This is a genomic window from Flavobacterium aestivum (assembly GCF_026870175.2).
In the GTDB taxonomy this organism is placed as follows: domain Bacteria; phylum Bacteroidota; class Bacteroidia; order Flavobacteriales; family Flavobacteriaceae; genus Flavobacterium; species Flavobacterium aestivum.
The window spans coordinates 3394904-3419200 of the sequence record NZ_CP113977.2 but is presented as its reverse complement, the minus strand read 5'-3'; the positions used below and the strand labels follow the sequence as shown (position 1 = coordinate 3419200).

At 30.5% G+C, this 24297-nt stretch carries 24 protein-coding genes; 11 read left to right on the top strand and 13 right to left on the bottom strand.

Annotation, left to right across the window (positions count from 1 at the left end):
* Position 1: 1 nt before the first annotated feature.
* Positions 2-883, top strand: a complete 882-nt coding sequence (locus OZP08_RS14730; RefSeq protein WP_281322198.1) for a thiopeptide-type bacteriocin biosynthesis protein — start codon at positions 2-4, stop codon at positions 881-883.
* 306 nt (positions 884-1189) lie between these two features.
* Here the strand turns inward: OZP08_RS14730 and OZP08_RS14725 are convergent, their stop codons facing one another.
* The 7 genes from OZP08_RS14725 to mnmE form a co-directional block, all read right to left on the bottom strand.
* Entirely contained in the window at positions 1190-2173 is a 984-nt protein-coding gene (locus OZP08_RS14725) for a DUF6371 domain-containing protein (protein WP_281322197.1), read from the bottom strand.
* A 48-nt stretch (positions 2174-2221) separates the two neighbouring features.
* Positions 2222-3514: a DUF3987 domain-containing protein gene (locus tag OZP08_RS14720; protein WP_281322196.1), complete on the bottom strand. Its 1293-nt coding sequence runs from the start codon at positions 3512-3514 to the stop codon at positions 2222-2224.
* A gap of 19 nt (positions 3515-3533) precedes the next feature.
* Complete coding sequence (locus OZP08_RS14715; RefSeq protein WP_268846842.1) at positions 3534-3875, bottom strand: helix-turn-helix domain-containing protein; 342 nt, start codon at positions 3873-3875, stop codon at positions 3534-3536.
* Between the two features lie 197 nt (positions 3876-4072).
* Positions 4073-4786 (bottom strand): hypothetical protein, encoded by a 714-nt coding sequence (locus tag OZP08_RS14710; RefSeq protein WP_281322195.1) that lies wholly within the window; start codon positions 4784-4786, stop codon positions 4073-4075.
* A 238-nt stretch (positions 4787-5024) separates the two neighbouring features.
* Positions 5025-6170 (bottom strand): tyrosine-type recombinase/integrase, encoded by a 1146-nt coding sequence (locus tag OZP08_RS14705; RefSeq protein WP_281322194.1) that lies wholly within the window; start codon positions 6168-6170, stop codon positions 5025-5027.
* A 6-nt stretch (positions 6171-6176) separates the two neighbouring features.
* Positions 6177-6611, bottom strand: coding sequence for a helix-turn-helix domain-containing protein (locus tag OZP08_RS14700; RefSeq protein ID WP_268846839.1), 435 nt, complete (start codon positions 6609-6611; stop codon positions 6177-6179).
* Between the two features lie 369 nt (positions 6612-6980).
* On the bottom strand, positions 6981-8381 hold the full coding sequence (gene mnmE, locus OZP08_RS14695) for a tRNA uridine-5-carboxymethylaminomethyl(34) synthesis GTPase MnmE (protein WP_268846838.1): 1401 nt from the start codon (positions 8379-8381) through the stop codon (positions 6981-6983).
* A 271-nt stretch (positions 8382-8652) separates the two neighbouring features.
* Between mnmE and OZP08_RS14690 the strand changes: the two genes are divergently transcribed.
* The 4 genes from OZP08_RS14690 to OZP08_RS14675 all read left to right on the top strand — a co-directional run bounded on the left by OZP08_RS14690 (position 8653) and on the right by OZP08_RS14675 (position 12870).
* On the top strand, positions 8653-9480 hold the full coding sequence (locus OZP08_RS14690) for a universal stress protein (RefSeq protein WP_281322193.1): 828 nt from the start codon (positions 8653-8655) through the stop codon (positions 9478-9480).
* Between the two features lie 172 nt (positions 9481-9652).
* Positions 9653-10486, top strand: coding sequence for a universal stress protein (locus OZP08_RS14685; protein WP_268846835.1), 834 nt, complete (start codon positions 9653-9655; stop codon positions 10484-10486).
* Between the two features lie 137 nt (positions 10487-10623).
* A complete protein-coding gene (locus OZP08_RS14680) occupies positions 10624-12396 on the top strand; it encodes a MutS-related protein (protein WP_281322192.1) in 1773 nt (590 codons plus the stop codon).
* 168 nt (positions 12397-12564) lie between these two features.
* Entirely contained in the window at positions 12565-12870 is a 306-nt protein-coding gene (locus OZP08_RS14675; protein ID WP_268846834.1) for a GIY-YIG nuclease family protein, read from the top strand.
* A 258-nt stretch (positions 12871-13128) separates the two neighbouring features.
* Here the strand turns inward: OZP08_RS14675 and dnaN are convergent, their stop codons facing one another.
* The 5 genes from dnaN to OZP08_RS14650 all read right to left on the bottom strand — a co-directional run bounded on the left by dnaN (position 13129) and on the right by OZP08_RS14650 (position 18127).
* Positions 13129-14247, bottom strand: coding sequence for a DNA polymerase III subunit beta (dnaN, locus tag OZP08_RS14670; protein WP_268846833.1), 1119 nt, complete (start codon positions 14245-14247; stop codon positions 13129-13131).
* 105 nt (positions 14248-14352) lie between these two features.
* The gene (gldG, locus tag OZP08_RS14665; protein ID WP_268846832.1) at positions 14353-16038 is read right to left on the bottom strand and encodes a gliding motility-associated ABC transporter substrate-binding protein GldG; all 1686 of its coding nucleotides are present in this window, start codon (positions 16036-16038) and stop codon (positions 14353-14355) included.
* Positions 16038-16763 carry a gliding motility-associated ABC transporter permease subunit GldF gene (gene gldF / locus OZP08_RS14660; RefSeq protein WP_268846831.1) on the bottom strand — a complete coding sequence of 242 codons (726 nt, stop codon included), beginning with the start codon at positions 16761-16763 and terminating at the stop codon, positions 16038-16040. Before gldF ends, gldG begins: the two co-directional genes overlap by 1 nt.
* A 102-nt stretch (positions 16764-16865) precedes the next feature.
* A complete protein-coding gene (locus tag OZP08_RS14655; RefSeq protein WP_268846830.1) occupies positions 16866-17162 on the bottom strand; it encodes a putative quinol monooxygenase in 297 nt (98 codons plus the stop codon).
* A gap of 134 nt (positions 17163-17296) precedes the next feature.
* Positions 17297-18127 carry an SAM hydrolase/SAM-dependent halogenase family protein gene (locus OZP08_RS14650; protein ID WP_268846829.1) on the bottom strand — a complete coding sequence of 277 codons (831 nt, stop codon included), beginning with the start codon at positions 18125-18127 and terminating at the stop codon, positions 17297-17299.
* 128 nt (positions 18128-18255) lie between these two features.
* Here OZP08_RS14650 and OZP08_RS14645 point away from each other — a divergent pair, with 128 nt between their 5' ends.
* The 6 genes from OZP08_RS14645 (at position 18256) to OZP08_RS14620 (ending at position 23357) form a co-directional block, all read left to right on the top strand.
* On the top strand, positions 18256-18528 hold the full coding sequence (locus tag OZP08_RS14645; RefSeq protein WP_268846828.1) for a hypothetical protein: 273 nt from the start codon (positions 18256-18258) through the stop codon (positions 18526-18528).
* A gap of 147 nt (positions 18529-18675) precedes the next feature.
* Positions 18676-19629, top strand: coding sequence for a PhoH family protein (locus OZP08_RS14640; protein ID WP_268846827.1), 954 nt, complete (start codon positions 18676-18678; stop codon positions 19627-19629).
* 303 nt (positions 19630-19932) lie between these two features.
* Complete coding sequence (locus tag OZP08_RS14635) at positions 19933-20754, top strand: Cof-type HAD-IIB family hydrolase (protein ID WP_268846826.1); 822 nt, start codon at positions 19933-19935, stop codon at positions 20752-20754.
* A 19-nt stretch (positions 20755-20773) separates the two neighbouring features.
* Complete coding sequence (locus tag OZP08_RS14630; RefSeq protein WP_281322191.1) at positions 20774-21358, top strand: hypothetical protein; 585 nt, start codon at positions 20774-20776, stop codon at positions 21356-21358.
* 148 nt (positions 21359-21506) lie between these two features.
* Entirely contained in the window at positions 21507-22460 is a 954-nt protein-coding gene (locus tag OZP08_RS14625; RefSeq protein WP_268846823.1) for a phosphoribosylaminoimidazolesuccinocarboxamide synthase, read from the top strand.
* Between the two features lie 516 nt (positions 22461-22976).
* On the top strand, positions 22977-23357 hold the full coding sequence (locus OZP08_RS14620) for an ankyrin repeat domain-containing protein (protein WP_268846822.1): 381 nt from the start codon (positions 22977-22979) through the stop codon (positions 23355-23357).
* 108 nt (positions 23358-23465) lie between these two features.
* On the opposite strand, the gene OZP08_RS14615 is transcribed toward OZP08_RS14620, so the two are convergent.
* Complete coding sequence (locus tag OZP08_RS14615) at positions 23466-24008, bottom strand: SRPBCC family protein (protein WP_281322190.1); 543 nt, start codon at positions 24006-24008, stop codon at positions 23466-23468.
* Between the last annotated feature and the right edge of the window lie 289 nt (positions 24009-24297).

Here is a 24297-nt window from a genome sequence, read left to right as displayed (position 1 = left end):
TATGAAAAGAGATTTTTGCATAGGAAGCGAATGGCTGTATTATAAAATATACACTGGAGTTAAGACTGCCGATATCATTTTACTTGAAAAATTATACCCTATTATTCAAGAATTAAAAACTGAAAAAAGAATCCAAAAATGGTTTTTTATTAGATACAAAGACCCCGATGAACACATCAGGCTTCGGTTTTACAGTGAAAATTTGGAGAATATGCCTATCATTATTTCAAGATTATATCCTATTTTAAACTTTTTGCTTCAAGAAAATACTATTTGGAAAGTACAAACAGACACTTATCAAAGAGAATTAGAACGATATGGTGAACAAACTATAACTGAATCAGAAACTTTATTTTATCAGGATAGCGAAATGATGTTACGCTACTTATCTCTTAAATCATCTTTTTTAAAAAAAGAAATGCAATTGCTTTTTAGTTTTCTCGCTATTGATCGTTTTCTCAATTCATTCTCATTAACAAACGCCGACAGAATGAAACTAATGGATGAATTACAGACTTTTTTCAAAAAAGAGTTTGATGCAGATACAAATTTAAAAAAAGCTATGAGCAGACAATATCAGGAATTGTCTAAGGATATAACAGCTTTTCTTAGTGGAACCGCACAAAATGAATATCCTGAAATATACGCTACTATAGAAAAAAGAGAAAGCCAGTTGAATAAACTGGCTCCAACTATCAAAAATAATTTGCAAATTTCGCTATCAAACTTTTTGATGAGTCATATTCATATGATGATAAATCGTCAATATACATCGCAACAAAGAAAGTACGAATTAATAATTTATACTCATTTATATTGCTATTACAAAACGATTGTTTACAAACAAACATCTCATGTTAAGAACAAATTCAAAATTGATTAAATTAGATATTAAAAAAGACACTCTTGCTGAGATTAGTTTTGCAGAGACATTATTAAAAACTTGAAAGAAAAAGATAATATGAACCAAAGGTTTTGCAAAGGTTTTGCAAAACCTTTGCCATTTAAATTTTAAGCAGACTAAAAATTAAACTCGGGTAGGTTCAAAAATCTATATTGCACAAATACTAAAAATTGCAATTGAGCTATTACCTCTTGATGAAGCTACATTTCTAGACAAGTCAAAAGACTGTCATAATTGCAATGGCATTGCAAAGGTTTTGCAATGATTTATGATTATAAAAAATGGCTAAATAATTATTTTTCTAAAAACATCTTCCAAATCGTTATTGTAAATCCCATCAAGTTTTAATTGCTCGTCAGTTTTACTTTCGGTCATATCCCATATTTTGACATTGATTCCCAATGAAATGAGAAATGGTATTTTATTTAAAATTATACTGACGGCATTTTCGCTCATATCGGGAATGATTAAGACATTATGACCAATTAAAGGGCTTACTTTATTTTCGGTTAATCCGTTAATTCCACCATAAGCCACCCAAACATATTGAGGAAATAGAATATAACCTATAATAGCTGTTTTTTCACTTTCAGTTAATATAATTGTTTTCTTTGCTTTAATTTCATCATAAACCAAATGTTCACCAAATAAGCAGTTGAAATATCCATCTTCATTTTTATAAGGAACTTTAAATTTATTAGTCCGTTTACCGTTTGTACCATAGTAAGCTATTTTGGCTTTTTGAACTTTCAAATTACTGTTTATGCTCCAAAATATAATACCTCCGTCATTACTTGTGCCTAAAGCATAGGTTTCTTTTGCATCTTCTGTTTTTATATCTCCATACGTTTTGCGTAAATATTGTAGAAGATTGTTTTCGGGATTTATTTTAAAATATTGCCAAATTATTGATTCATTTATGAATTTTTGAACCGTTATTTTTGGTGGATTTATTATGTTTTTTTTAGAAAGAATTAAATCCGTTTGAAATTTACTTTCTAGTTCATTCCAAATATATTCGTTTCCGTTTTTATCAACATATATAGTAGGAGGTAATGAAGCTTTTCCGCAAGAATGACAAAAACCATACTCTTGACTTAGATTTTTATAGTTGATGAATTTCCCGTCTGTATTATTTCTACCACAACAAGGCGTAATTAATTTATAATCTCTTTTTGAGTTAAATGTAAGTTCTAATTTGGTTTTTTGAAGCATAACTATTTGGTTTTTGGTTTGCAACCTGCAACTCGCAATATTTTTATCAATCATTGTTAAGTACTGTTTTTATTAGCTGTTTAGAGGTTTTATGCTTTAATCTCAAGTTGCAAGTTGCATCAATTCGTTATTCCATTTTCTTGATATTGATGATTTATTCATTCCAGTAATCGCTACAACATCTTTTTGACTGGCATTGTTTTTTATTGCTAATCTGATAATATCTTCAGTAGTTGGTAATTTTTCTTTTTGGTTGATATTTTCATCTAAAACAATTTTGAAGTTTATAAAATAAAACTCAAGAATCAGGATTGCAATTTCAATGGTTTCAGTATTGATTTTACTTTGGTAGGCTTGTCTTTTGGAATTTAAAATTAAGTGGGTTAAAAGGCTTACTTTGTGAATATTAATCATCATTTTTGAAATGTATTCTTTACTTAAATCATTTACTGCATTTTGACGATTTATTAATTCTTGTGAATAATCAAAAAGACGTTTATTGGCATTTGAATCAAGTTCTATCTGTAAATCGTCCATTTCAAAAGTGTTTTCTATTTCAGTACGATAATTAAGAAGGTTGATTAAGGATTTAGAATAGTTTTCAAATACTTCATTTGAAATATCATTTATTGATAATCTATTGTTCATTGTTAATTTGTTAGTAAAAAGAATTCGGTCGATTAATCCGCTTTCTAAATTTCCGTCTGCAAATAGTTTCGGAACAAATTGATTTTGAATTGAACCTAATAAAGTTGGATATGATTTTTCAATTCTAAAACTTTCTGTTGTTTTACGTGATATATCAATGTACTTATTAGTATTTCCCTGCAAAAAGAAAGTTCTCCAAGCTGTGCCCTCCGTACTGTTTTTATTTGCCATTTTTTCGATAATGAAATAGAGTTCATCAATGAAAATTCCAATCGAGTATTTGTTTTTATAGTGCGTAAAAACTGCCGATTCAATTGTGGCATCTTGAAGAAATAGCTGTTTCCTATCGCTTTTTTCAGTTTCTTCTAATTCGATATTGTTTTTTTTGAACTCTTTATATTTATCGTTGTCATATTTTACCAAAGGAAATGTTGCTAAATCCATTGCTGGGGATTTAATATCTCCACGACTTCCAATTATAGAAAAATATAAATTGGCATAATTTATATATCCCATCGCTTTTATTGAAAAAGCAAGACCACAAGCATTGCTGTAAGCAAATAATATTGAACTTAATAAATATTCTTTCGGAATCCTTTTTAAAACAAACGCATCATTAATTAGTGTTTTGATTTCAATTGGCATTTTGGAAATTATTTGTTCCAATTGATTAATTGCGATTTCTTTGTTTGTTTTAAAAGCGTTTCCAATTCTATCATCAATATCTTTAAGATTTTTTACATCCATAGGTAAAAGTCACTTTAGATTAACGATTAAATAGTTGGTTTTTCATTAAATACTCATTGGCTTTAGATTCTATATCATCTTTAGATTCATTTTTGCCTGATTTTAACCAATCAATGATTTGTGATTTCAAGAAGTATAAACGCTTCCCTTTTTTATGATATGGGATTCTGTTTTGATGAACTAATCCATAAATACTGGGTTTGGTTAAATTGATAAGTTTAGCCGTTTCATCAATGTTCATAAAGACATCCTCTGTTGAAGAATTAGAGGGATTCATTGCCTTTTTAATGTTCTCCGTGATTTGCTCTGCAAGTACTTTTATTCCTTCTTCTGAGAGCATAAAAATTTGTTGATTTTTCATACTTCAAAATTGATTCAGAAAATGTGTGTTCGTTTTTGTGTTTTTTAGTGTGTTTGAAAAAACACTCGTGAACTACTAATTTTATTAGCTTTTTTTAGGAATATAAGATGAAAATTTCTCTAAAATCTGAATCTTAAAATCAAATTTTAGAGAAAAAGGATAAATTGGCGTGTGGAAATTTTAAGTGAAATTTAGTGTTATTTTGCTTTATTATTGTTTCTTGCAATTGAAGCTTTTAAAAAAGTACTTTTTTCTGATAGATACTTTGTTATATTTTTGAGTTTTAACTCTCTTGTTTTTGAAATTAAAATATCAATAAAATTATCTTGAATTTTAATGTCTAAACTTATTTTTTCTAAGCCCCCGCTTAATATTCTATAATAATCGGAGTTTTTGTAATTATCACTTACTAAACAAGAATCATCTTTTAAATTTACTATTGATAATACTTTATAAAATTCAGTATTATTTAGTTTTGTATTTGCTTTGGATTCTTCAATGATTTTATAGATTGAGTGAAGTAAAAAAGCTTTCTCTTTTTCATTAAAAGACGTAATGTTGTCTTCTGAATCATAAATAATATTACAATTAATATTGTCAGAATAGGGGATAAAAAAACTTTCTGAATATGTTTCAGAAGATTTTTTTAATGGATAAAATTTTTTTAATAAATCGGTATAATTTTTTGAATCCCTAAAATCAATGGGACTATAGTCTTTTATTTCAAACGAATCAAAATAATCATTATTATACATCATTTTAAATAAGTCAGAATAATTATTAAATAATCTTAATAATTCATTGATCGCATTATGTATAGCTAATTCTTTTATAAATGATTCAAGGGTATAATTGGTATTTTGAATGTCTAAAGAGAGTTTTAAAAAGGCTTTCCTTACCTCATTTTTCAATACCAATTCAATTACATTTTTTGAGTAATTACGTAGGGAATTTTGATAAACATATTTAAGTTCTGAGAGTTGATGCTCCTTATTAATTGAAAACTTTTTTTCAAAATTTTCAATTAATTCCCGTGTAGTATTGAAAGCATTGCCAAAGGATAAACTTTCCTTGTTGAATTGTATTAATTTGTGTTTTGAAAAACTTTCTCCAATTCTATATGCTCTATTGTAATTTGAATTGTAAATATTAAGATAATCCATCAAGTTCAATGTTTATTCGATTAGCAGCTTCAATTTTATTTTTGTCCATTACTTTGGTATAAATCTGTGTTGTAGAAACATTTTTATGACCTAATAATTTTGATACGGTATATATATCTGTTCCATTTGCAAGTTGTAAGGTTGCGTAACTATGCCTAAAATTATGGAATGAAATTTTCTTTTTAATCCCAGACTTTTTAATCCATTCTTTTAAAGGTCTGGTTATTTGAGAATATTGAATTCCTCCAAATACAAGACCAATATCAGTTTTTTGTGTTTTTAAAATATTGTAAGCAGTATCAGAAATTGGATGATTTTTTATAGATTTTGTCTTTTCTTCTCTTAGTGATATGTAATACCCTTGATGTTTGTCCTTGTATATATTCTCCCAATAAAGATTATTTATATCTACAAAACGCAATCCACTCAAAGCCGAAAAAATTGCCATATATTTTACTTTCTCAATTTTGATTTCGGTTTTCCATAACAAAGAAATTTCTTCTTCGGTTAAATACTCTCTATGGGTCTCTTCTTCTTTAATGTATTCAGCATCTTCGGCTAAGTTTTTTTCAATTAAATTTTGTTTGTAGGCTATCTTTAAGACAGCTATAAAATTCTTAAAATAAGATGAGGCAGTATTTTTTGCGAGCTTTTTTTCAGTTTTTGAATTTCTCGTGCTTTTTGCATTTAAGAGATAGGCTCTGTATTTTTTTATATAATCGAGGTTTAGATTTTTCGATAATATTGTACCTCCACTGAAATTTTCTAAATGGTTTAAAGAAGCTTTCCACGAATTATAATTGGATTCACTACCAGAATTAAAATAGTCGTCAACAACACTTTTATAAAGAGTTATAAAATTAATATTTAATACAACGTTGTCTTTAAAACCAAATTCTTTGTTTTTGAGTTGAACATTTCTTTTGGATCTGATTATTTCAGCAAGGTTTAAATTTTCAGTATTCTTCTTTTTTTCTTCTATTGTTTTCGGGTTACTAAATAAGTATAGCTTTAAAAATTCTCTACGAGTTTCCGTTCCATTTTTAGGATTAATGATAGGAGGATAGTAGTCTAAATAAAGACTTATCTTTCCAGTACTCAATTTTTTTTCTCTTAATGTTACTCTGCTCATAATCGGCTATTGAAAAATTTTGTTTAGATCCTCTCTTTTTACAAGCGTATATTTTCCACTCTTCTTTTTTGGGATGTTATGTTTTTTTATAATGTTATATAATGCTCCATTTGAAATATTGAATTTTTCAATAGCTTCATTAATGGTGTATGAATTGTCTCGGTTTATCTCGTTTTCTCTATTAGGGTTGACATAATCTGAGGCTATCAAATTATTTTCAAAATAACTATCAATATCTTTTCTTCTAATTAGTGTTTTTCTAACCGAAAAATTGAAAGCATTTAATTCTTTTTGCTCAATTAATCTATAAACAGTTTTGGAAGACATATTCAGTAGTGTAGATGCTTCATTAACAGTTAAAAAATCTTTTGAATTTACATCCACAACATAATTTGAAATTTTTGATTTTGTTTCTATGTCGCTCGTTTCAATTTTTTTCAATTTTTGATTTAACTTATAACCTCTGCTGTTACAAATATGTGAGCAATATTTAGTCTTTGTTGTTTTAGCATCAAAGACATTTTTACAATAATCACATATTCTTTTTACTATAATATTTGAACTCATATTTAGTGGTATTAAAAGGATATAAGGCGAAATAAGTGGAATTAAGGGTAAATAAGGGACATAATTTCGCTTTATATTTCAAAAATAGTAAAAATATATTTATGAGGTACAAATAGGGTACAAAAAATAGTAAAAAATAACAAAATATCACAAATTTAAAATTTGCATTAAAATAAAAAACCCCTTATTTTAAAAGGGATTAATGTGTTTTTGTTTGTTTTATTTTGTGATGATTTGCATAGGTTATTTGCCTATACAGAAATTAGCAAAGATATTCCCCAACAGCTCGTCATTAGTGACCTGTCCGGTAATCATCCCGAATTGGTATAAAGCTTCTTTGATGTCAAGCGCCATAAGATCGCTAGACAGATTAGTTTCAAGTCCGAATTTAACTTTCTGAATTTCGTCTAATGCTTTGAGTAGAGAATCGTAATGTCTGGTGTTGGTTACGATGGTTTCGTTATTACGTAAAGCACCAGTGTTTACAAATGAAAGCAACTGATTTTTAAGTTCATCAACACCCAATTTCTCTTTGGCACTTAGAAAAATTTGTTTCAAGTTTAAAGTTTCAAGTTGAAGACGTATTGCTGAAATTTCCTCGTCGTTTAGTTGGTCTATTTTATTAGCAACAATTAAAATTTGCTTTAGAGGATATTTGTTTTTTATTTTCTCAATTTCAATAACGAAATCGCCACTTGAAACCTGAAACTTTAAACTATCCATCAAGTAAATAACAAGTTGCGCCTGTTCTATTTTTTCGAATGTTTTTTTGATTCCTATGCTTTCTACAACATCAGCTGTTTCTCGTATTCCAGCAGTATCGATAAATCTAAAACCAATACCGCTAATTACTAATTCGTCTTCAATTGTATCACGGGTTGTTCCTGCAATTTCCGATACGATAGCACGCTCTTCATTCAGTAAAGCATTCAGTAGTGTAGATTTACCAACATTGGGTTCACCAACAATGGCTACCGGAATTCCGTTTTTGATAACATTCCCCACAGCAAACGAATCAATTAATCGTTTGAGAACAAACTCAATTCGGTTCAATAATTCATGAAACTGAGTTCTGTCGGCAAATTCAACATCTTCTTCGGCAAAATCTAATTCTAGCTCAATGAGCGAAGCAAAATTTAACAGTTCTTCACGTAGTTTTGCAATCTCGTTAGAGAAACCTCCACGCATTTGTTGCATTGCAATTTGGTGTGATGCTTCATTATCTGATGAAATCAAATCGGCTACAGCCTCGGCTTGTGAAAGATCCAACTTACCGTTCAAGAAAGCCCTTAAAGTAAATTCTCCAGCATCGGCCATTCTGCAGCCTTTTCGCAATAGTAACTGAATAATTTGTTGCTGAATATAAGTCGAACCGTGACATGAAATTTCAATCGTATTCTCGCCTGTATATGAATTTGGACCTTTGAAAACTGAAACCAAAACTTCGTCAAGCATTTTTTGTCCATCAACAATTTGTCCTAAATGAAGCGTGTGGGATTTTTGGAGTCTTAAATCTTTATTTTTTACGGATCGAAAAACAGAGTGCCCAATAGTAATGGCATCTTCGCCAGAAATTCGAATTACGGCAATGGCTCCCGCTCCCGAAGGGGTGGCTAAGGCTACTATAGAATCGTTTTGGATCATAATAAAAAATTTATGCAAAAGTAAGCAAAACTTACAACTTTTGAGCCTATAGTGATTTGTGAAAAATAGAATTCTTAACAATATGCTTTAGGATGATATGTTCAGAATTATGATAGACATTGTTAATGATTATTTTGGCTAATTACTGCTGGTTATTCTCTAACCAGTATTTTTTTATTAATTATAAATCAAAATGATAATTATCATGCTTTCTTTTTATAAGTTTTGTAACTTTATATAAAATATTGATATGTAATTAATTAAGGTGATTATGAAGAAAATATTGTTCCCTACTGATTTTTCTGATGCTTCTAAAAATGCATTTATTTATGCTTTAAAGCTTGCCGATGCCATAGATGCGGAGATTATTACGCTTCATGTTTATGAATTAGATTCACCAGCTTATTTAGATGTTTCCATTTATTTAAGAGAGATTTATGAGTATGAACAATTAAGTGATTTCGAAAATTATAAAGATGAAGTGCCTATTCTGAGAAGCATTGCCGAAGCTAATGATCTTTCGCATATAAAGATCAGTAATGTACTTATTCAAGGCTATTTAGTAAAGGAAGTGGTAGCATTATCAAAAAAAGAGAATACAGATTTTATTGTCATGGGAACAAGGGGAGTAACCCATTTGAGGGAAATATTTCTAGGGAATGTGACTACAAAAATAATGAGCGAATGTAATGCAACGGTTTTGGCTGTACCAGAAAAATGCAAATATCAGCCTATTGATAAGATATTGTTTGCCACAAAATTTAACATGGATGACATCGAACCTTTAAAAAAAGTTCAGGTTTTTGCCAGTTTTTTTCATTCACACATTGATTGCCTCAATATAAAGCCACCACATACAGTTTATAAAGACGATTTTGTGGTAGATTTTAAGAATATTTTCAAAGAGCATGACATTGCTTTTCATTCTGAGTTGAGTAATGATATAGAAGGAGTGATTTTAAACTTTATCGAAAAAAATAATATAAATATGATTGCCATTCACGAACGACACAGAGGTTTTTTTGAAAAACTTTTTGAAGTAAGTCTTTCCAAAAAATTGACATTTCATATTAACATCCCAATTCTATCCGTTCATTGAGCTTACTAAATTATGAAATTGTAGGGCTATTTGGTGAAGTAATCGCTCATGTGTAACCTGCAAAACAAGCAATTGTTGACATAACGAGGAAATATTTACGGTTAATTCCGTAATAGTTTAAGCTAAAATTCAGAATTGTTTACCAAAAATTAAACCCTTAATTCATATAGTAATGAAAAAGATTTTATTCCCCACCGATTTTTCCGAAGTTGCCAATAATGCTTTTGTACATGCATTAGAATTTGCAAAACTTGTGAATGGAGAACTTATTTTATTACATACTTTTGATTTACCAGTTGTTGACAATCAATTTATTCCGGAAAACTATTATAAGATTTTTGATTCCATACAATTGGCACAATTTGATATGTTCAAAGAGGAAATTCCAAAACTTCGTGAAATAGCACAAAAGCGGAATCTTGACCACATTAAACTTAGTCATAAACTCATGGATGGAGATCTGATTTATGCGATAAAAAGTGCTGTTAATGATGAAAAAATAGATTTTATAGTCATGGGAACTTCTGGCTCTACGGGATGGGAATCCTTTTTTGTAGGTTCTAATACAGGAGCAGTGGTAACTACAGTTGATGTTCCGGTTTTAAGTGTCCCAATTGAGGCCAAATTCGCTAAGATAGAGATAATTGGTTTTACAACCCGTTTTAGAGAAAAAGATAAAGCTGCACTAAGAGAAGTCATTAAAATTGCAAAAAAAACACATGCTATAGTAAAATGTTTGTATGTCAAAACAAATAAGTCTGATGTTTCAGATGCAATTATTAACGAATGGAAAACCGAATTCGAAAATGAACCTGTACAATTTTCAGTTACTTTGAGCGATCATGTCAAAGAAACTATTTTGGATTTCGTATCTCACAAAAACATTGATATTTTGGCAATGATAACCCATAAAAGAAATTTTTTCTCAGAATTATTCAATCCAAGCCTGACTCAAAAATTAGCTAATATTTCAATTGTACCAGTCTTGGCAATGCACGAAGGATAAATTTCAGAATACAGAATTAAGGATTTAGAAAACAAAGAGAAAATAATGAAGTTAGATTGTTTATTTAAATAGCTATTGATATTAGGATTGAAATTAATATTGACTTTCCCTACATTTGTGTATCATTAAAGCAAAAGATGGAAGTATATAAAAGCAATAGCAAAAACTATTCGGAAGAATTAAAATCAATCAATACGAAATACAATAGTATAAGTTTTCTTAGACTTATTAGTATTTTACTTTTTTTAGGAAGCTTATTTTACTACTTAAAAACTAGCGAATCAGTATTTGTCATAGTGGCAATTCTACTGTTTGCTAGTTTTATTATTTTGATGAGAATCCATTCTAAATTATCGTTTCAGAGAAAGATTAAAAATGCTCTTGTCGAGATAAATGAAAATGAGATAGCGTATTTGGAACGAAAATCGATTCCTTTTGAAAATGGTGCAGAATTCAACGATTTCCATCATCCATATGCTTATGATTTAGATATTTTTGGGGAACACTCCTTATTTCAAAATTTAAATAGAACAGCCACTTTTATTGGTAAAAAAAACCTGAGTGAAAAATTATTAAAGCTTTTGCCAAATGATGAAATAGTAAAAAATCATGAAGCAGTACAGGAATTAAGAGAGAAATTAAATTGGCGTCAGGAGTTTTTGGCTTTTGCCAAAGTAGGTCAGGATAATGAAACGCTTTATAAAACTTTACTGCAATGGAGCGTCTTTAATAGTAAGCCCTTGTCAAAAGGGGTAGTCTTTATTTCCTATTTGTTCCCATCGCTATTTTTAAGTTGTGTTTTGGGATATTTAATAAGCTCAAATACAGTTTTTCTTTCTTATTTGTCTTTTTTGTTTATTTGTAATTTGATGATTTTGGGGAGTTTCCTAAAGCGAATCAAATTAGAAATTGTTCAGGCAGATAACATCAATTTGATTATCAGTCAATATGGTCTACTGGTACAGAAAATTGAAAATGAAAGTTTCCAATCAGAAAAATTAGTTGCTTTACAGCAAAAGTTGAGTTTCAAAAATCAGAAAGCGAGTGTGCATCTTGAACAGTTGGCGGAGTTGTTTTCTAGAATGGATAGCATCGGGAACTTTGTAACAGGTTTATTATTTAACGGAACATTTCTTTTTAATCTGCATGTATTGAAATCCTTGATTGTTTGGAAAAAGCAACATGCCGTTGTTTTAGAAGAATGGTTGGAGGTAATAGGTGAATTTGAAATGCTCAACAGTTTGGCTAACTTCTCGTATAATAACCCTGATTTTGTGTATCCAACTTTGAATTCTAATTATGAGATTGATTTTTCTAATTTAAGTCATCCTTTGTTGAATCCAGTCACAAGAGTAGGGAATGAGGTGCAGTTTCAGCCACAATCATTTATGATTTTAACGGGTTCTAATATGTCTGGTAAGAGTACTTTCTTGCGTAGTTTAGGAATAAATATGGTGCTTTCAGGAATGGGATCTGTGGTGTGTGCAAATCAGGCAAATGTACACCCATTACCAGTTTTAGTATCTATGCGACTTTCTGATTCGTTATCAGATAGTGAATCTTATTTCTTTGCCGAAATCAAACGTTTAAAACAAATCATGGATGAGCTCGAAGCTAATTCTGCTTTTGTCCTTTTAGATGAAATCTTGAGAGGTACCAACTCTGATGATAAGCGAAACGGAACGATTGAAGTGGTGAAAAAAGTAATTGCTAAAAAAGCCATTGGAGCCATAGCTACACACGACATAGAAGTTTGTCTAACGACTAATGAGTATCCTAATATTCTAACCAACAAATGTTTTGAAGTTGAAATTAGTAACAATGAATTGCATTTTGATTACACCCTTCGAGATGGCATTTGTAAAAACAAAAGCGCCACTTTCCTAATGAAAAAAATGGGAGTTATTTAGAGCGTCTTTAGTTTTCAAACATAGTTAGTCATTGCGAGGGACGAAGCAATCTCATAACGTATATCACTATTGAATCACTTTGTTTGCTCTGGCTAGTGTGATTGCTTCGTTCTTCGCAAGGACACAAAACACTAAAGAAAAAAATAACCTCATTAACAAATTATAAGTATGAAACCAGGATTTGTCTACATAATTACGAATAAATACCAAACTGTGGTTTATACTGGGGTTACTTCAAATCTTCCTCAAAGGGTTTTAGAACACAAAGAAAAAAGAAATCCAAATTCGTTTTCAGCACGTTATGATGTGAATGTATTGGTTTATTACGAACAGTTTCAGTGGATTGAAGATGCAATAACTCGAGAGAAACAAATTAAGGCAGGCTCAAGACAAGCTAAAAATGATTTAATTCGTTCAATGAATCCAACTTGGAAAGATTTATTTGATGAAATTAAAAACATAATGACCGAGTGATTTTAATTAAGTAAAGTCATATACTCAAAGTCATTGCGAGGAACGAAGCAACCTCACTAACCTGAGCAAACAAAGTGAATCAATAGAAATCAATATACGGTATGAGATTGCTTCGTACCTCGCAATGACGTAGCTTGCGTTAATGATTGGAGCTAGTTATTTATGGAATAAGTCCAAAAAAAAACCAAAACTCTGGTTAGGAATTTCGGTTTTTTCAGTTATAAAAATGGTTTTGGTTAGTTTAGTATTTTGAAGTAACTAGCTATTTAGCATTACTGGCATTACAAGCATTGTTACGGTTTCGCCATCTTCTAGTCCGTCTACAGGAGTTAGGATTCCGGCTCTGTTTGGTAATGACATTTCGAGCATTATCATATCAGATTGAAGGTTGTTCAACATTTCTGTTAAGAAGCGTGAATTGAAACCAATTTGCATATCATCTCCTTGGTAATCACAAGTCAATCTTTCTTCTGCTTTGTTTGAGTAGTCGATGTCTTCTGCAGAAATGTTCAATTCGGCTCCAGCAACTTTCAAACGAATTTGGTGTGTTGTTTTGTTAGAGAAAATAGCAACACGACGTACTGAACTCAAGAATTGAGAACGATCCATCATCAATTTGTTTGGATTTTCTTTAGGGATAACCGCTTCGTAATTCGGATATTTTCCATCAATTAGACGACATAATAAAATATAGTTGTCAAAAGAGAAAGTAGCATTCGAATCGTTGTATTCTATTTTTACTTCAGCATCTGAGGTGCTTAGGATACTTTTTAAAATGTTCAAAGGTTTCTTTGGCATAATAAACTCAGCTACTTGTGATGCTTTTACATCAGAGCGAGCATATTTTACTAATTTGTGAGCATCTGTAGCTACAAAAATTAAACCTTCCGGAGAAAATTGGAAGAAAACCCCAGACATAACCGGACGTAAATCGTCGTTTCCAGCTGCGAAGATAGTCTTGCTAACAGCAGTTGCCAAAACATCTGCCGGTACCAATGTTACTGATGGTTCTTCTAAGCTTACAGATTTCGGGAATTCTTCTCCTGGAGCATACGCTAACGCATATTTTCCTGAGTTAGAACTAATTTCTATAGTACTGTTTTCTTCAACTGTGAATGTTAAGGGTTGTTCTGGAAAGGTTTTAAGGATTTCCAACAATAATTTTGCAGGTACTGCAACACTTCCTTTACTGGTTGAGTCGATAGACAATGTAGCAGACATTGTAGTCTCCAAATCGGATGCCGAAACAGTTAATTCGCTATTATTTAATTCAAATAAGAAGTTATCCAAAATTGGCAAAGTATTGTTATTGTTGATAACACTACCTAAAACTTGTAATTGTTTTAATAAGTACGAACTCGATACTATAAATTTCATCTGTATTGTTTTGTTATTAATGGTGTACTTTTTTTAAATAAAATTTGAATACACTTTACAAATATATTGTAAACTATTCTAGTATTGCAAATTTTTTATTAACATCTATTTGCTGTATTTTCTTTTTCTAAGGAATGTAAATGCAATGCCAAATAAGAACAAAATTAGAATTGGAAGCCCGATAGTTAGGAACTGTGTAAAGGTATAGTTCTCATATACTTTCTCTTTGTCCAATAATGGTAAATCCAAATCTTTGCTTCGAATGTTAATAAGTCCGGTGTCATCCAATAGATAATTAACACAATTCATCATAAAATCTTTGTTGTCGTATAGATTACCAGATCGTTGGTCATAGCCCAATTCTACAGGTTGTCCTGTTTTATCCAATTGGTTCTTTAGAATATCTCCATCCGAAATCACAATCATTTTACTTTCTTTTCCTTTGGCTAGAAAAGATTTGTCTTCGAAAGGTAAAATACGATTCTCAAACATAGAATGAAAAGAACCTTCTAATAAAACGGCTAACGGGATGTTTCCTTTGTTGAGATAATCTGCCGGAGAAGTTTGTTCTGAAACCATATTCAGATTAATTTCTACTGGAGTTCCTATTCTTTTAGAATAAGCAGATGACTGTAATAGAACTGTTTTCTTAATTCCGTTTTTCAAAGTATCCATTGCATTGGCGAAATCAAATTTGATACCTCCCAGATTTTTTACAATCGGATGTTTGCTGATAGGATATACCTGAGGTGCAAATTTCCAGTTGAAATCCTGATACTGAGTTCCGCTTCCTTGTTCTCCACTAGCCAGTTTTATCGGGCTACCTTGCTCATCTTTGACTAAATCAGGATTGATTCGTACTCCGTATTTAAATAATAAATCATTTAGATTTAAGTCTTTTGGAAATGCTAAAGTTGCTCCAGAAGGATTGTAAAGACTGTCCATTTCGGCATTGACTTGATCGATAAGCCAAAGGGTTTTTCCTCCATGGGTTATGAATTGATCTAAAACCAGTTTTTCTTCATCGGTAAAAGCTTCTGTTGGTTTGGCAATGACCGCTAAATCATAATTTTGTAAGGATTTTAAAGTTCCTTCTGGGTTTTTGGCAACCGAATCCAAAGTAAACGGACCAATGAAATAACTTTCGCGTACTTGCATTAGGAATTTGGCAATGTGTCGTTCTTCGAGTTCTCCATTTCCTTTTATGATGGCAACTTTCTTTTGCTTCTCTTTTGCTATTTTGTTGATTCCATCAGAAATAGAATATTCAAGATGCTGTACAGACCCGATAACTTTTTGAGTGGTAGAAGCTCCCATGATGTTTTTCAACAATGGAATATTTACTTCTTTATTGTTATAAACAGCAATTGCCCAAGGAAAAACCATGGATTGTGATTGTTTACCTTTGTCGTCAACTGTTATGTTTATTGGAGTGAGTCCTTTTCGATACAATTCTTTAATGTTGTCCATACTCTCGTCTTTGTTTTCCAACGGATCAACAAATTCGATAATGATATTAGAATTATAGGCTTGAAATTCTTCTAAAAGTTGTTTGGATTCCAACTGTAATCGTTTGAATTCAGCAGGTAATTCTCCTTGTAGATACACTTTTATAGATAAAGGATTCTTTACGTCTTTAATTATCTTTAAAGTGGTAGGAGATAGGGTATAACGATGGTCTTGGGTTAAATCAAAACGGTGAAAAAAGAAATTGCTAATGATGTTTAAAAGTAAAACTACCGCAACAGTAATCAATAAAGATTTGGCGTTTTTTATATTGAATGCTTTCATTACGATTTAATAGATTTTAATTTGAAGATTGTAAAAGAAAGGAACAAAACTGCAATACTAATAAAATAGATTACATCTCTTGTGTCTATAACACCTCGGCTCATACTTTTGTAATGATCTTGCATTCCGAAATAAGAAATAAAAGATGAAAAGCTAGGCAAAATGCTTGCTAACCCTTGAAATCCAAAATAAAAAAAGAAGCATAAAAAAACCGCAATGATAAACGAAACAATTTGATTTTCTGAAATTGATGACGTAAAAATTCCGATAGCAGAATAAGCTGCAATTAAGAATAACAGTCCGAAATATGACCCTAAGGTGCTTCCCATGTCGATATTTCCTTCAGGAGAACCAAGATTCCAAATTACTTCTACATAAATAAAAGTCGGGATGATAGCCATTACGATTAATAGAAAAGCACCCAAAAATTTTCCGTTTACAATTTCCCAAAGACTAATAGGTTTTGTTAGCAACAATTCGAGTGTACCTTGCTTTTTCTCATCGGAGAAACTGCGCATGGTTACAGCAGGAATCAAGAAGATTAATATCCAGGGAGCTAAGGTGAAAAATGGTGTTAGATCGGCAAAACCAGTATTTAAAATATTATATTCCCCTTCGAAAACCCAAAGGAATAAGCCGTTTCCAATCAAGAAAAGAGCAATTACCAAATATCCGATCGGTGAACCAAAAAAGGATTTTATTTCTCGTAATACGATTGACTTCATGTTTTTTGTTGCCGTTAAGGCGCTATTTATTATTAATTATTTGCCACAAAGACGTTAAGCTTTTTTCTATAATATTTGAAAAACTGCTTTCTGAAATTCAGCTTACTGCAAACTTACTAATTTATCTACACTCCAAGCTTCAGGTTTTGCATTGAATAATTGTTTGGTGAATGTCCAAACAGTATTGAAAAGCTCAGAATTTCGATAATTTTCCAAATCAGCTTCGGTTTCCCAATAACTATAGGTGAAAAATATACTTTCGTTGTTTTTATCTTGATACAGTTCCAGGAAACGATTTCCCGGAGCATTTCTTATTTTATCTTTCATTAATTCAAAGTTTTCCAGAAATGCAGGAATATTTTCCTTGTGAAAACTCAATTTGACTATTCGTACAAACATATTGGGATTTTAGATTTTAGATTGCAAATTTTAGTTTTTTTGATGTTACAAGCCGAATATTTTTTTAATTTTTATTTGAGAAAATTAAAGTTTCTTTGTTAGTCATTTTTGTTTTCTAGCTATAATTAAAAATCTCAATTTTTAAACCGTATAGAAACTACATCTCTGTAGTTTAGTCCAAGTAATGTACTTGCGGAACCTACAGTTAATGGATTGCTTCTGAAAATGGCAATTTCAAGAAAACCGGCTTCATTGAAAATAGCTAACTTTTCACCTTCATAATACTTTATAGGATATTTATCAGAACTAGCAATAGCAGAATAATAAGGTAGAATGGCTTTTATTGTAATCCTGTTAAAAACAATTTCAAAGGGTCTTCCTTTGGCTGCTTCTATAAATTGCTTTTTGGAAATGTTAGTAACTACATTTCCAAAATGGTCGATATAAATGACATTACCTTTCAATAAAATCCCATCGTCAGAAAATGTAACTTGTAAATCGGTAACCTGTTTCAGATTATTAATCTCTTTACCTATTACATTTAGCACACCACCTTTTGCAATATGGCAAGCTACTTTTACAAAGGCATCCAGATCGGTAGCATCGCTATGTAGTCGATCATGAATGGTTATCGCGACTATTTTTTGAGGAATTATCTTTTCCGTAAGCATACTTAAGATGCCATTATCAGCAGAAATAAAGAAATGATCGTTCCATTGCATGGCAATATGTTGGTTTTCTTTATTAGATTCTAAATCGACTCCTATGATATGAACAGTTCCTTTTGGAAAACTTGCATAAGAGGCAGAAATGATGTAACTTGCTTCTGCAGTGTTGAATGGGTCAATGTCATGTGAAATGTCTACAATAGTGGCTTCAGAATACTCTGATAATATTTTCCCCTTCAACGCACCTACAAAGTGGTCTTTCAAGCCGTAATCGGTAGTAAGGGTAATTATTGACATAAAATTGTTTATAACTATTGAGTAATATCGTGACCTAAACTTATTTTTTATTAAATTTGAGAAATGCAAAGCTAAAGTATTTTAAGCTTTATTTGAATAGATTTTTATTTGAATTAAAAACAAAATGTATGTCAAAGTTTATTTTTATTTTATTTCTTTTCTTTTGTAGTACACATTCATTTAGTCAGAAGCCCTCACCAGACCCAAAAATAAATTGTACAGGTTTTTCTAACAAAATAAATGAACTTAAAAAAGAAAACGTTGAAACTGCAAAAGTTCAAGAGCCAAATGAAAAAGAGACCGAAACAACTTCTGAAGACGATCTCTGTGATGTTTTAGCCATTAAAGTATCAGATTTATTAAATGAATCGATGTTAAAAAAATTGTTAGCTAACGTATAATTTAAAACTAGAAAAACTACGTTTCTAGAAAGATGTTTTTTAGTATTATTTACCGAATTAGAAATTTAAAACTGTGGTGTAATGAGACACAGCGTAAATATTAAAATTGATTTTTATCTAAATTAATTAACTTAAAAACTTCTTATTTTGAACGAAAGAATCATCGAGTTAATCGACATTGCTCCAAAAGATTTTTGGGGCGCTCAAGACTCTCATCTTGAGTCTATAAAAAAGTATTATCCAAAATTAAAAATTGTCGCCAGAGGAACAACACTTAAGGCATTTGGTGATAAAGAAGTTTTAGACGAATTCGAAAAGCGTTTTCAGCGTTTGATGTTACATTTTACACGATACAACACTATTGATGACAATGTAATCGAAAGAGTTATTCTAAGTGATTCCCAAGACGAAAACAAAGCTTACGGACATGATAAAATTTTGGTTCATGGTGTAGGCGGAAAAATCATTAAACCCATGACTCCCAACCAGCAATTGTTGGTTGATACTATGGCCAAAAATGATATGGTTTTTGCTGTTGGTCCAGCTGGAACCGGTAAAACCTATACGGGTGTAGCCATGGCTGTAAAAGCATTAAAAGAGAAACAGGTTAAACGCATTATTCTGACTCGTCCTGCTGTAGAAGCAGGGGAGAATCTTGGTTTTCTTCCAGGTGATATGAAGGAAAAACTAGATCCGTATATGCAGCCTTTGTATGACGCCTTGCGTGATATGTTGCCCAATGAAAAGTTAGAGGATTATATCTCAAAAGGAATTATTCAAATTGCACCTTTGGCTTTCATGCGTGGGAGAACCTTGGATCATGCTTTTGTGATTTTGGATGAAGCACAAAACACAACGCATTCACAAATGAAAATGTTTTTGACCCGTATGGGAAAAAGCGCCAAGTTTATGATAACTGGTGACCCAGGTCAAGTAGATTTGCCAAGAAGAACGATTTCAGGACTCAAAGAAGCCTTGTTGGTTTTGAAGGATATTGATGGAATTGGTATTATTTATCTAGATGATAAAGATATTGTGCGTCATCGTTTGGTTAAAAAAGTAATTGATGCTTACAAGCAAATTGAAAATAACGATTATTAAATTCTTTAATTTAAATTTAAAAAAGGAGAAACTCAATTGTGATGTTTCTCCTTTTTCTGTTTTAAATCTAAAAATATCCTTCACTAATTTATTTAGCTAATGAAAGTTAAGATATCTATATAATTAAGTTAAAAGCATTTTATATGAGAGTAATTTTTTGTGTATCTTTTTGAAATTCAATAAATTTGAAAGAGTTGAAATTAGGATACACTTCAAAAATGAATTTTATTTCTATGAGATTAAAGAGAGAGTTTCTTAATAATTGAAATTGAAATAAATTCCCCGAAGAAATTGAAATAACAAATGTTGAAAGAAAAAATAAAAGTTGTAATAAGTGATCTAGACGGAACCTTGCTCAATTCAGATCATAGTATATCTGATTATACAAAATCGGTCTTTCAAGAATTACATCATCAAAAGTATTTGATTATTGTTGCTACAGGGCGTCATCATATAGATGCGATGTCTATCGTAGAAAATTTAGGAATACCTATTTATTTAGTGACTTCAAACGGAGCAAGAATTCATTCTCCAAAAAAAGAACTTTTGTATTCCTTCAATATAAAGAGTGAAGCAATCAAATCGATTTTGTCACTAGATATTGATCCTGAAATCACTACAGTATTGTTTAAGGAGGAAGTTTGGTTGACTTCAAAAGTCAATAAAAAAATAAATAGTTTTCAAAAGGATTTAAAATATCCCCCAGAAGTGGTTGATTTTGATGATTTAGAAGATTTTACAGCTATAAAATTATTTTTTACTCATGATAGTCACGAAAAATTAGTTGAATTAAAGAATAGAATTCTGGAAGGTCATTCCGAAGAATTTAATCATGCCTTTAGTTTGCCTATTTGTTTGGAATTTATGGATAAATCAGTAGATAAAAGTGTGGCTATCGGTAAGATTCTAGAGCTTGAAGGATATTCTTTTCAAGATGCGATCTCTTTTGGAGATGGTTTTAATGATGAAAAAATGCTGAATGCAACTGGAATAGGATTGCTAATGGGTAATGCGCCAGATAGTCTTAAAGATAAATTACCTCATTTGGATATTATAGCTTCAAATGCAGAAGAAGGAGTTGCCCAATATTTATCAAGTAAATTAGAATTAATGGATAAAATATAGAACTTAAAACCAATCACTTATGGATAATTTTTTTCAAAGATCTAAGGAGAATTGCATATCAGGTATATTATTTTTACTACCAGTTTTAATCTTATTATTGTTAGTAAAAAAAGTTTTTGGCTACTTTGCTAAGTTTGGTAGTGGAATTGCAAAAGCGATAGGATTGGATCAAATATTGGGGCCTAATGCTGCTAATTTTATTGGTGCATTGATTTTGTTGATATTTGTGTACATATGTGGTTATTTGGTCAGGTTAGCTTTTTTTAAAAGAATAAGTGATGGAATTGATTTAAAACTAAAAGAAATTATTCCAGGTTATGAAAAGCATAAAGATATGGCTAAGAAGCAGTTAATTAATGAGCCAAAGGTAGAAACAGATTTACCTGCTTTAATAAAATTTGGAGACTATTGGCGGCCAGGATTTTTGACAGAGCAGGATGAACAAGGTAATGCCGTTGTAGTTATCCCCAATTCAGACGGTAGTGACAATGGAAAAATTTATATAGTTCCTGTTCAGTGTGTCAAAATCTTGCAAGAAACACCTATAAGTACTTTGAAATCTTCTATAAAGGCATCAGGAAAAGGTCTTTTAGGTTATAAATAATATATTTGTTTTTCTTGTGAACATGATATTGTACAGTATTCAATTTGCATATACTTGTATTATCGATTTCCTTTTTTGGATTTCCTTGCGTTCTCTATTAATTAGTTTTAAATTTGCATTCAAAATTTAACAACACAACACACTACCAATGAGCAATACAATTACCACTACAAATTTTAATTTTCCGAATCAAAAATCAGTTTATAGAGGAAAAGTAAGAGAAGTTTACAATATAAATGATGATCTTTTAGTGATGGTTGCTACAGATAGGCTTTCAGCTTTTGATGTCGTTTTACCAAAAGGAATTCCATATAAAGGGCAGATTTTAAATCAAATTGCCACAAAATTCATGGAATTGACTCAGGATATTGTTCCTAATTGGTTGATTGCTACTCCGGATCCAAGTGTTGCTGTTGGACATTTATGTGAGCCTTTTAAAGTAGAAATGGTTATTCGTGGATATCTTTCTGGTCACGCAGCTCGTGAATATGCTCAAGGCAAAAGACAACTTTGCGGAGTAACAATGGCTGAAGGGTTGAAAGAAAATGATAAATTCCCTGAACCAATTATTACACCAACTACCAAAGCTGATAATGGAGAACACGATGCGGATATATCGAGAGAAGATATTTTGGCAAAAGGTATTGTTAGCGAAGAGGATTATTTGATGTTAGAAAAATATACAAGAGCTTTATTTCAAAGAGGAACTGAAATTGCAGCTAATCGCGGTTTGATATTGGTAGATACAAAATATGAGTTTGGTAAAACAAAAGAAGGAGTTATTGTTTTGATTGATGAAATTCATACTCCGGATTCTTCCCGTTATTTTTATTCAGAAGGATACCAGGAAAGACAAGATAAAGGAGAAGAGCAAAAACAATTGTCAAAAGAATTTGTAAGACGTTGGTTGATAGAAAATGGTTTTCAAGGTCAAGAAGGACAACAAATACCAAATATGACTGATGAATACATTGAATCAGTTTCAGAAAGATATATAGAATTATATGAAAATATTCTTGGTGAAAAGTTTGTAAAAGCTGACATTTCAAATATTAATGAGCGTATTGAAAAAAATGTTTTGGCATATTTGGCTAAGAGATAATTCAAATAATATTCAATCTACGGATGTTTAGTTAATCCGCAATTCATGATTATGAATTGCGGATTTTTTTTAATCAAATTCATAAACGATTAATAACTAGTAATTTAATTAGAATAGTCTGTGAAGTCTTATTTTATGTGCTTTTTAAGAAATTAAATTTCTAAATAGATTTTTGTGTTGTATTGAATTTACTTTTAATAGTTAAAGTTTTGTTAAGTACTGTTACAAAACTGCAAGTTTTGAGTCTATTAATTTAACTGTTTTTAGTTTTTTAATTTTAAATAGATGTTCTTATTGTTTAGTGTTAATTACTGTTTTGCTAAGATTTATTCTTTTAAAGACAGTATTTTGTCAGTATATACATTGATAAAGTTAATTAAATATTAAATTTCGTACTGTATTAAGCATAATACCTTTTTTAGCAATATATTTGCATAAAATTTGTATAAAATAAAAATCATCAATCAAATCATGAACAATTAATTAAATATATACAATCAATCAAAATCAATCATTATGAAAAAATCAATCATTTATTTAGGTGTAGCTTTAATAGCTTTTGCAAATGTTTCATTTGCATCAAATTCAGAGTCATTGTCTAATAACAAAAGCATAGTTAAACTTTATACTGGTTTAACTCCGCTTGGTATTGCTATAAGCAAAGGAGATATTGAGGTAGTCAAAAAATTTATTGAATATGGTGCTGATGTAAATGAAAAATCAAACGGGATGAGTCCGTTAATGATAGCAGCTCGTTATAATAAAGTAGATATAATTAGAATTCTAATTTCAAAAGGAGCAAATGTTAATGATAAAGATGAAAATGGATTTACAGCATTAAAATATGCCGAATTATCCAACGCAAGAGAGGCAGCTCAAATTCTGAGAGAATCATAAAACAAATAAAAAAGGCATCAATTTTAAAAATGATGCCTTTTTTTATTCTCTGTACTCATTTGCTAAGATGATTTCTATAAAGATGATGTTATCTTGAAAGTTAATTAATTATTTTTCCTCTAAGTTAAATTTTAGGTTTTTAAGCCCGTTTTCTAAATCTTTGCCCAGCATTTCTTCCATATTCATAATAGGTAACATCAAATTCATAGGGTAGGGCATATTGCCACAAAATCCCCATATTACTTTAGTTTGGCTTGATGAAATACCTTTAGTTATCATAAAGGCATTGTCTGTAGACTCAAATGGAACTTTAAAGCGGAGCTCAAAATCAATTCGTTCACCTTCTTTTATTTTTGTAATCTCTTGTTCGCCAATTCCAACATTTTTATCCTTACTGTCCCAAGCTGAAATTGCCCCAACAGTTCCATCGGTTCCAGTAAATTTTTTTTTCATTTCAGGATCCATTTTTGCCCAAACACTAAAATCATCTTGATTTTTTAAATATTTGACATAGCTAAATACACTGTCTTTTGGTGAGTCTATTATTATTTCTCTTTCTACAGTATATTTTTTAGGAAGAAATAGTCCAAGCAACAATAAAAAAGCAATGATTCCTAACAAACCAAACAGAATTTTTTTGATGACTTTCATAAGTTTAAATTTAAGAATTTGTAATTAATCAAATTTATTTTATTCTTCAAAAAATAATTTTTAGGTTTCAATATAAAGGTATAAAATTTTATTCAAAGTAAATCTTTTCAATAAAGCCTATTCTTAATTAACGTATTAATTTACAGATAAATATGATTTTGTTTTGTAAGTAGCTTATAGATTAAAAATAAAAAATAGTAGTTGTAAACCAAAGAATTGATAGAAATGTAAGTCTTAATAATGTGAGTTGAACGTAAACATAATTGAAGACTAGAAGTAAGGGAATTGT

Bases quoted from the DNA above. Each gene is read 5' to 3' on its own strand.
- OZP08_RS14635 (WP_268846826.1), top strand. From the start codon at position 19,933: ATGTTGAAAGAAAAAATAAAAGTTGTAATAAGTGATCTAGACGGAACC.
- OZP08_RS14655 (WP_268846830.1), bottom strand. From the start codon at position 17,162: ATGTTTGTACGAATAGTCAAATTGAGTTTTCACAAGGAAAATATTCCT.
- gldF (WP_268846831.1), bottom strand. From the start codon at position 16,763: ATGAAGTCAATCGTATTACGAGAAATAAAATCCTTTTTTGGTTCACCG.
- OZP08_RS14725 (WP_281322197.1), bottom strand. From the start codon at position 2,173: ATGATTGATAAAAATATTGCGAGTTGCAGGTTGCAAACCAAAAACCAA.
- OZP08_RS14650 (WP_268846829.1), bottom strand. From the start codon at position 18,127: ATGTCAATAATTACCCTTACTACCGATTACGGCTTGAAAGACCACTTT.
- dnaN (WP_268846833.1), bottom strand. From the start codon at position 14,247: ATGAAATTTATAGTATCGAGTTCGTACTTATTAAAACAATTACAAGTT.
- OZP08_RS14715 (WP_268846842.1), bottom strand. From the start codon at position 3,875: ATGAAAAATCAACAAATTTTTATGCTCTCAGAAGAAGGAATAAAAGTA.
- OZP08_RS14690 (WP_281322193.1), top strand. From the start codon at position 8,653: ATGAAGAAAATATTGTTCCCTACTGATTTTTCTGATGCTTCTAAAAAT.
- OZP08_RS14615 (WP_281322190.1), bottom strand. From the start codon at position 24,008: ATGAAAGTCATCAAAAAAATTCTGTTTGGTTTGTTAGGAATCATTGCT.
- OZP08_RS14620 (WP_268846822.1), top strand. From the start codon at position 22,977: ATGAAAAAATCAATCATTTATTTAGGTGTAGCTTTAATAGCTTTTGCA.
- OZP08_RS14675 (WP_268846834.1), top strand. From the start codon at position 12,565: ATGAAACCAGGATTTGTCTACATAATTACGAATAAATACCAAACTGTG.
- OZP08_RS14685 (WP_268846835.1), top strand. From the start codon at position 9,653: ATGAAAAAGATTTTATTCCCCACCGATTTTTCCGAAGTTGCCAATAAT.
- mnmE (WP_268846838.1), bottom strand. From the start codon at position 8,381: ATGATCCAAAACGATTCTATAGTAGCCTTAGCCACCCCTTCGGGAGCG.
- OZP08_RS14625 (WP_268846823.1), top strand. From the start codon at position 21,507: ATGAGCAATACAATTACCACTACAAATTTTAATTTTCCGAATCAAAAA.
- OZP08_RS14645 (WP_268846828.1), top strand. From the start codon at position 18,256: ATGTCAAAGTTTATTTTTATTTTATTTCTTTTCTTTTGTAGTACACAT.
- OZP08_RS14720 (WP_281322196.1), bottom strand. From the start codon at position 3,514: ATGGATGTAAAAAATCTTAAAGATATTGATGATAGAATTGGAAACGCT.
- gldG (WP_268846832.1), bottom strand. From the start codon at position 16,038: ATGAAAGCATTCAATATAAAAAACGCCAAATCTTTATTGATTACTGTT.
- OZP08_RS14630 (WP_281322191.1), top strand. From the start codon at position 20,774: ATGGATAATTTTTTTCAAAGATCTAAGGAGAATTGCATATCAGGTATA.
- OZP08_RS14730 (WP_281322198.1), top strand. From the start codon at position 2: ATGAAAAGAGATTTTTGCATAGGAAGCGAATGGCTGTATTATAAAATA.
- OZP08_RS14680 (WP_281322192.1), top strand. From the start codon at position 10,624: ATGGAAGTATATAAAAGCAATAGCAAAAACTATTCGGAAGAATTAAAA.
- OZP08_RS14705 (WP_281322194.1), bottom strand. From the start codon at position 6,170: ATGAGCAGAGTAACATTAAGAGAAAAAAAATTGAGTACTGGAAAGATA.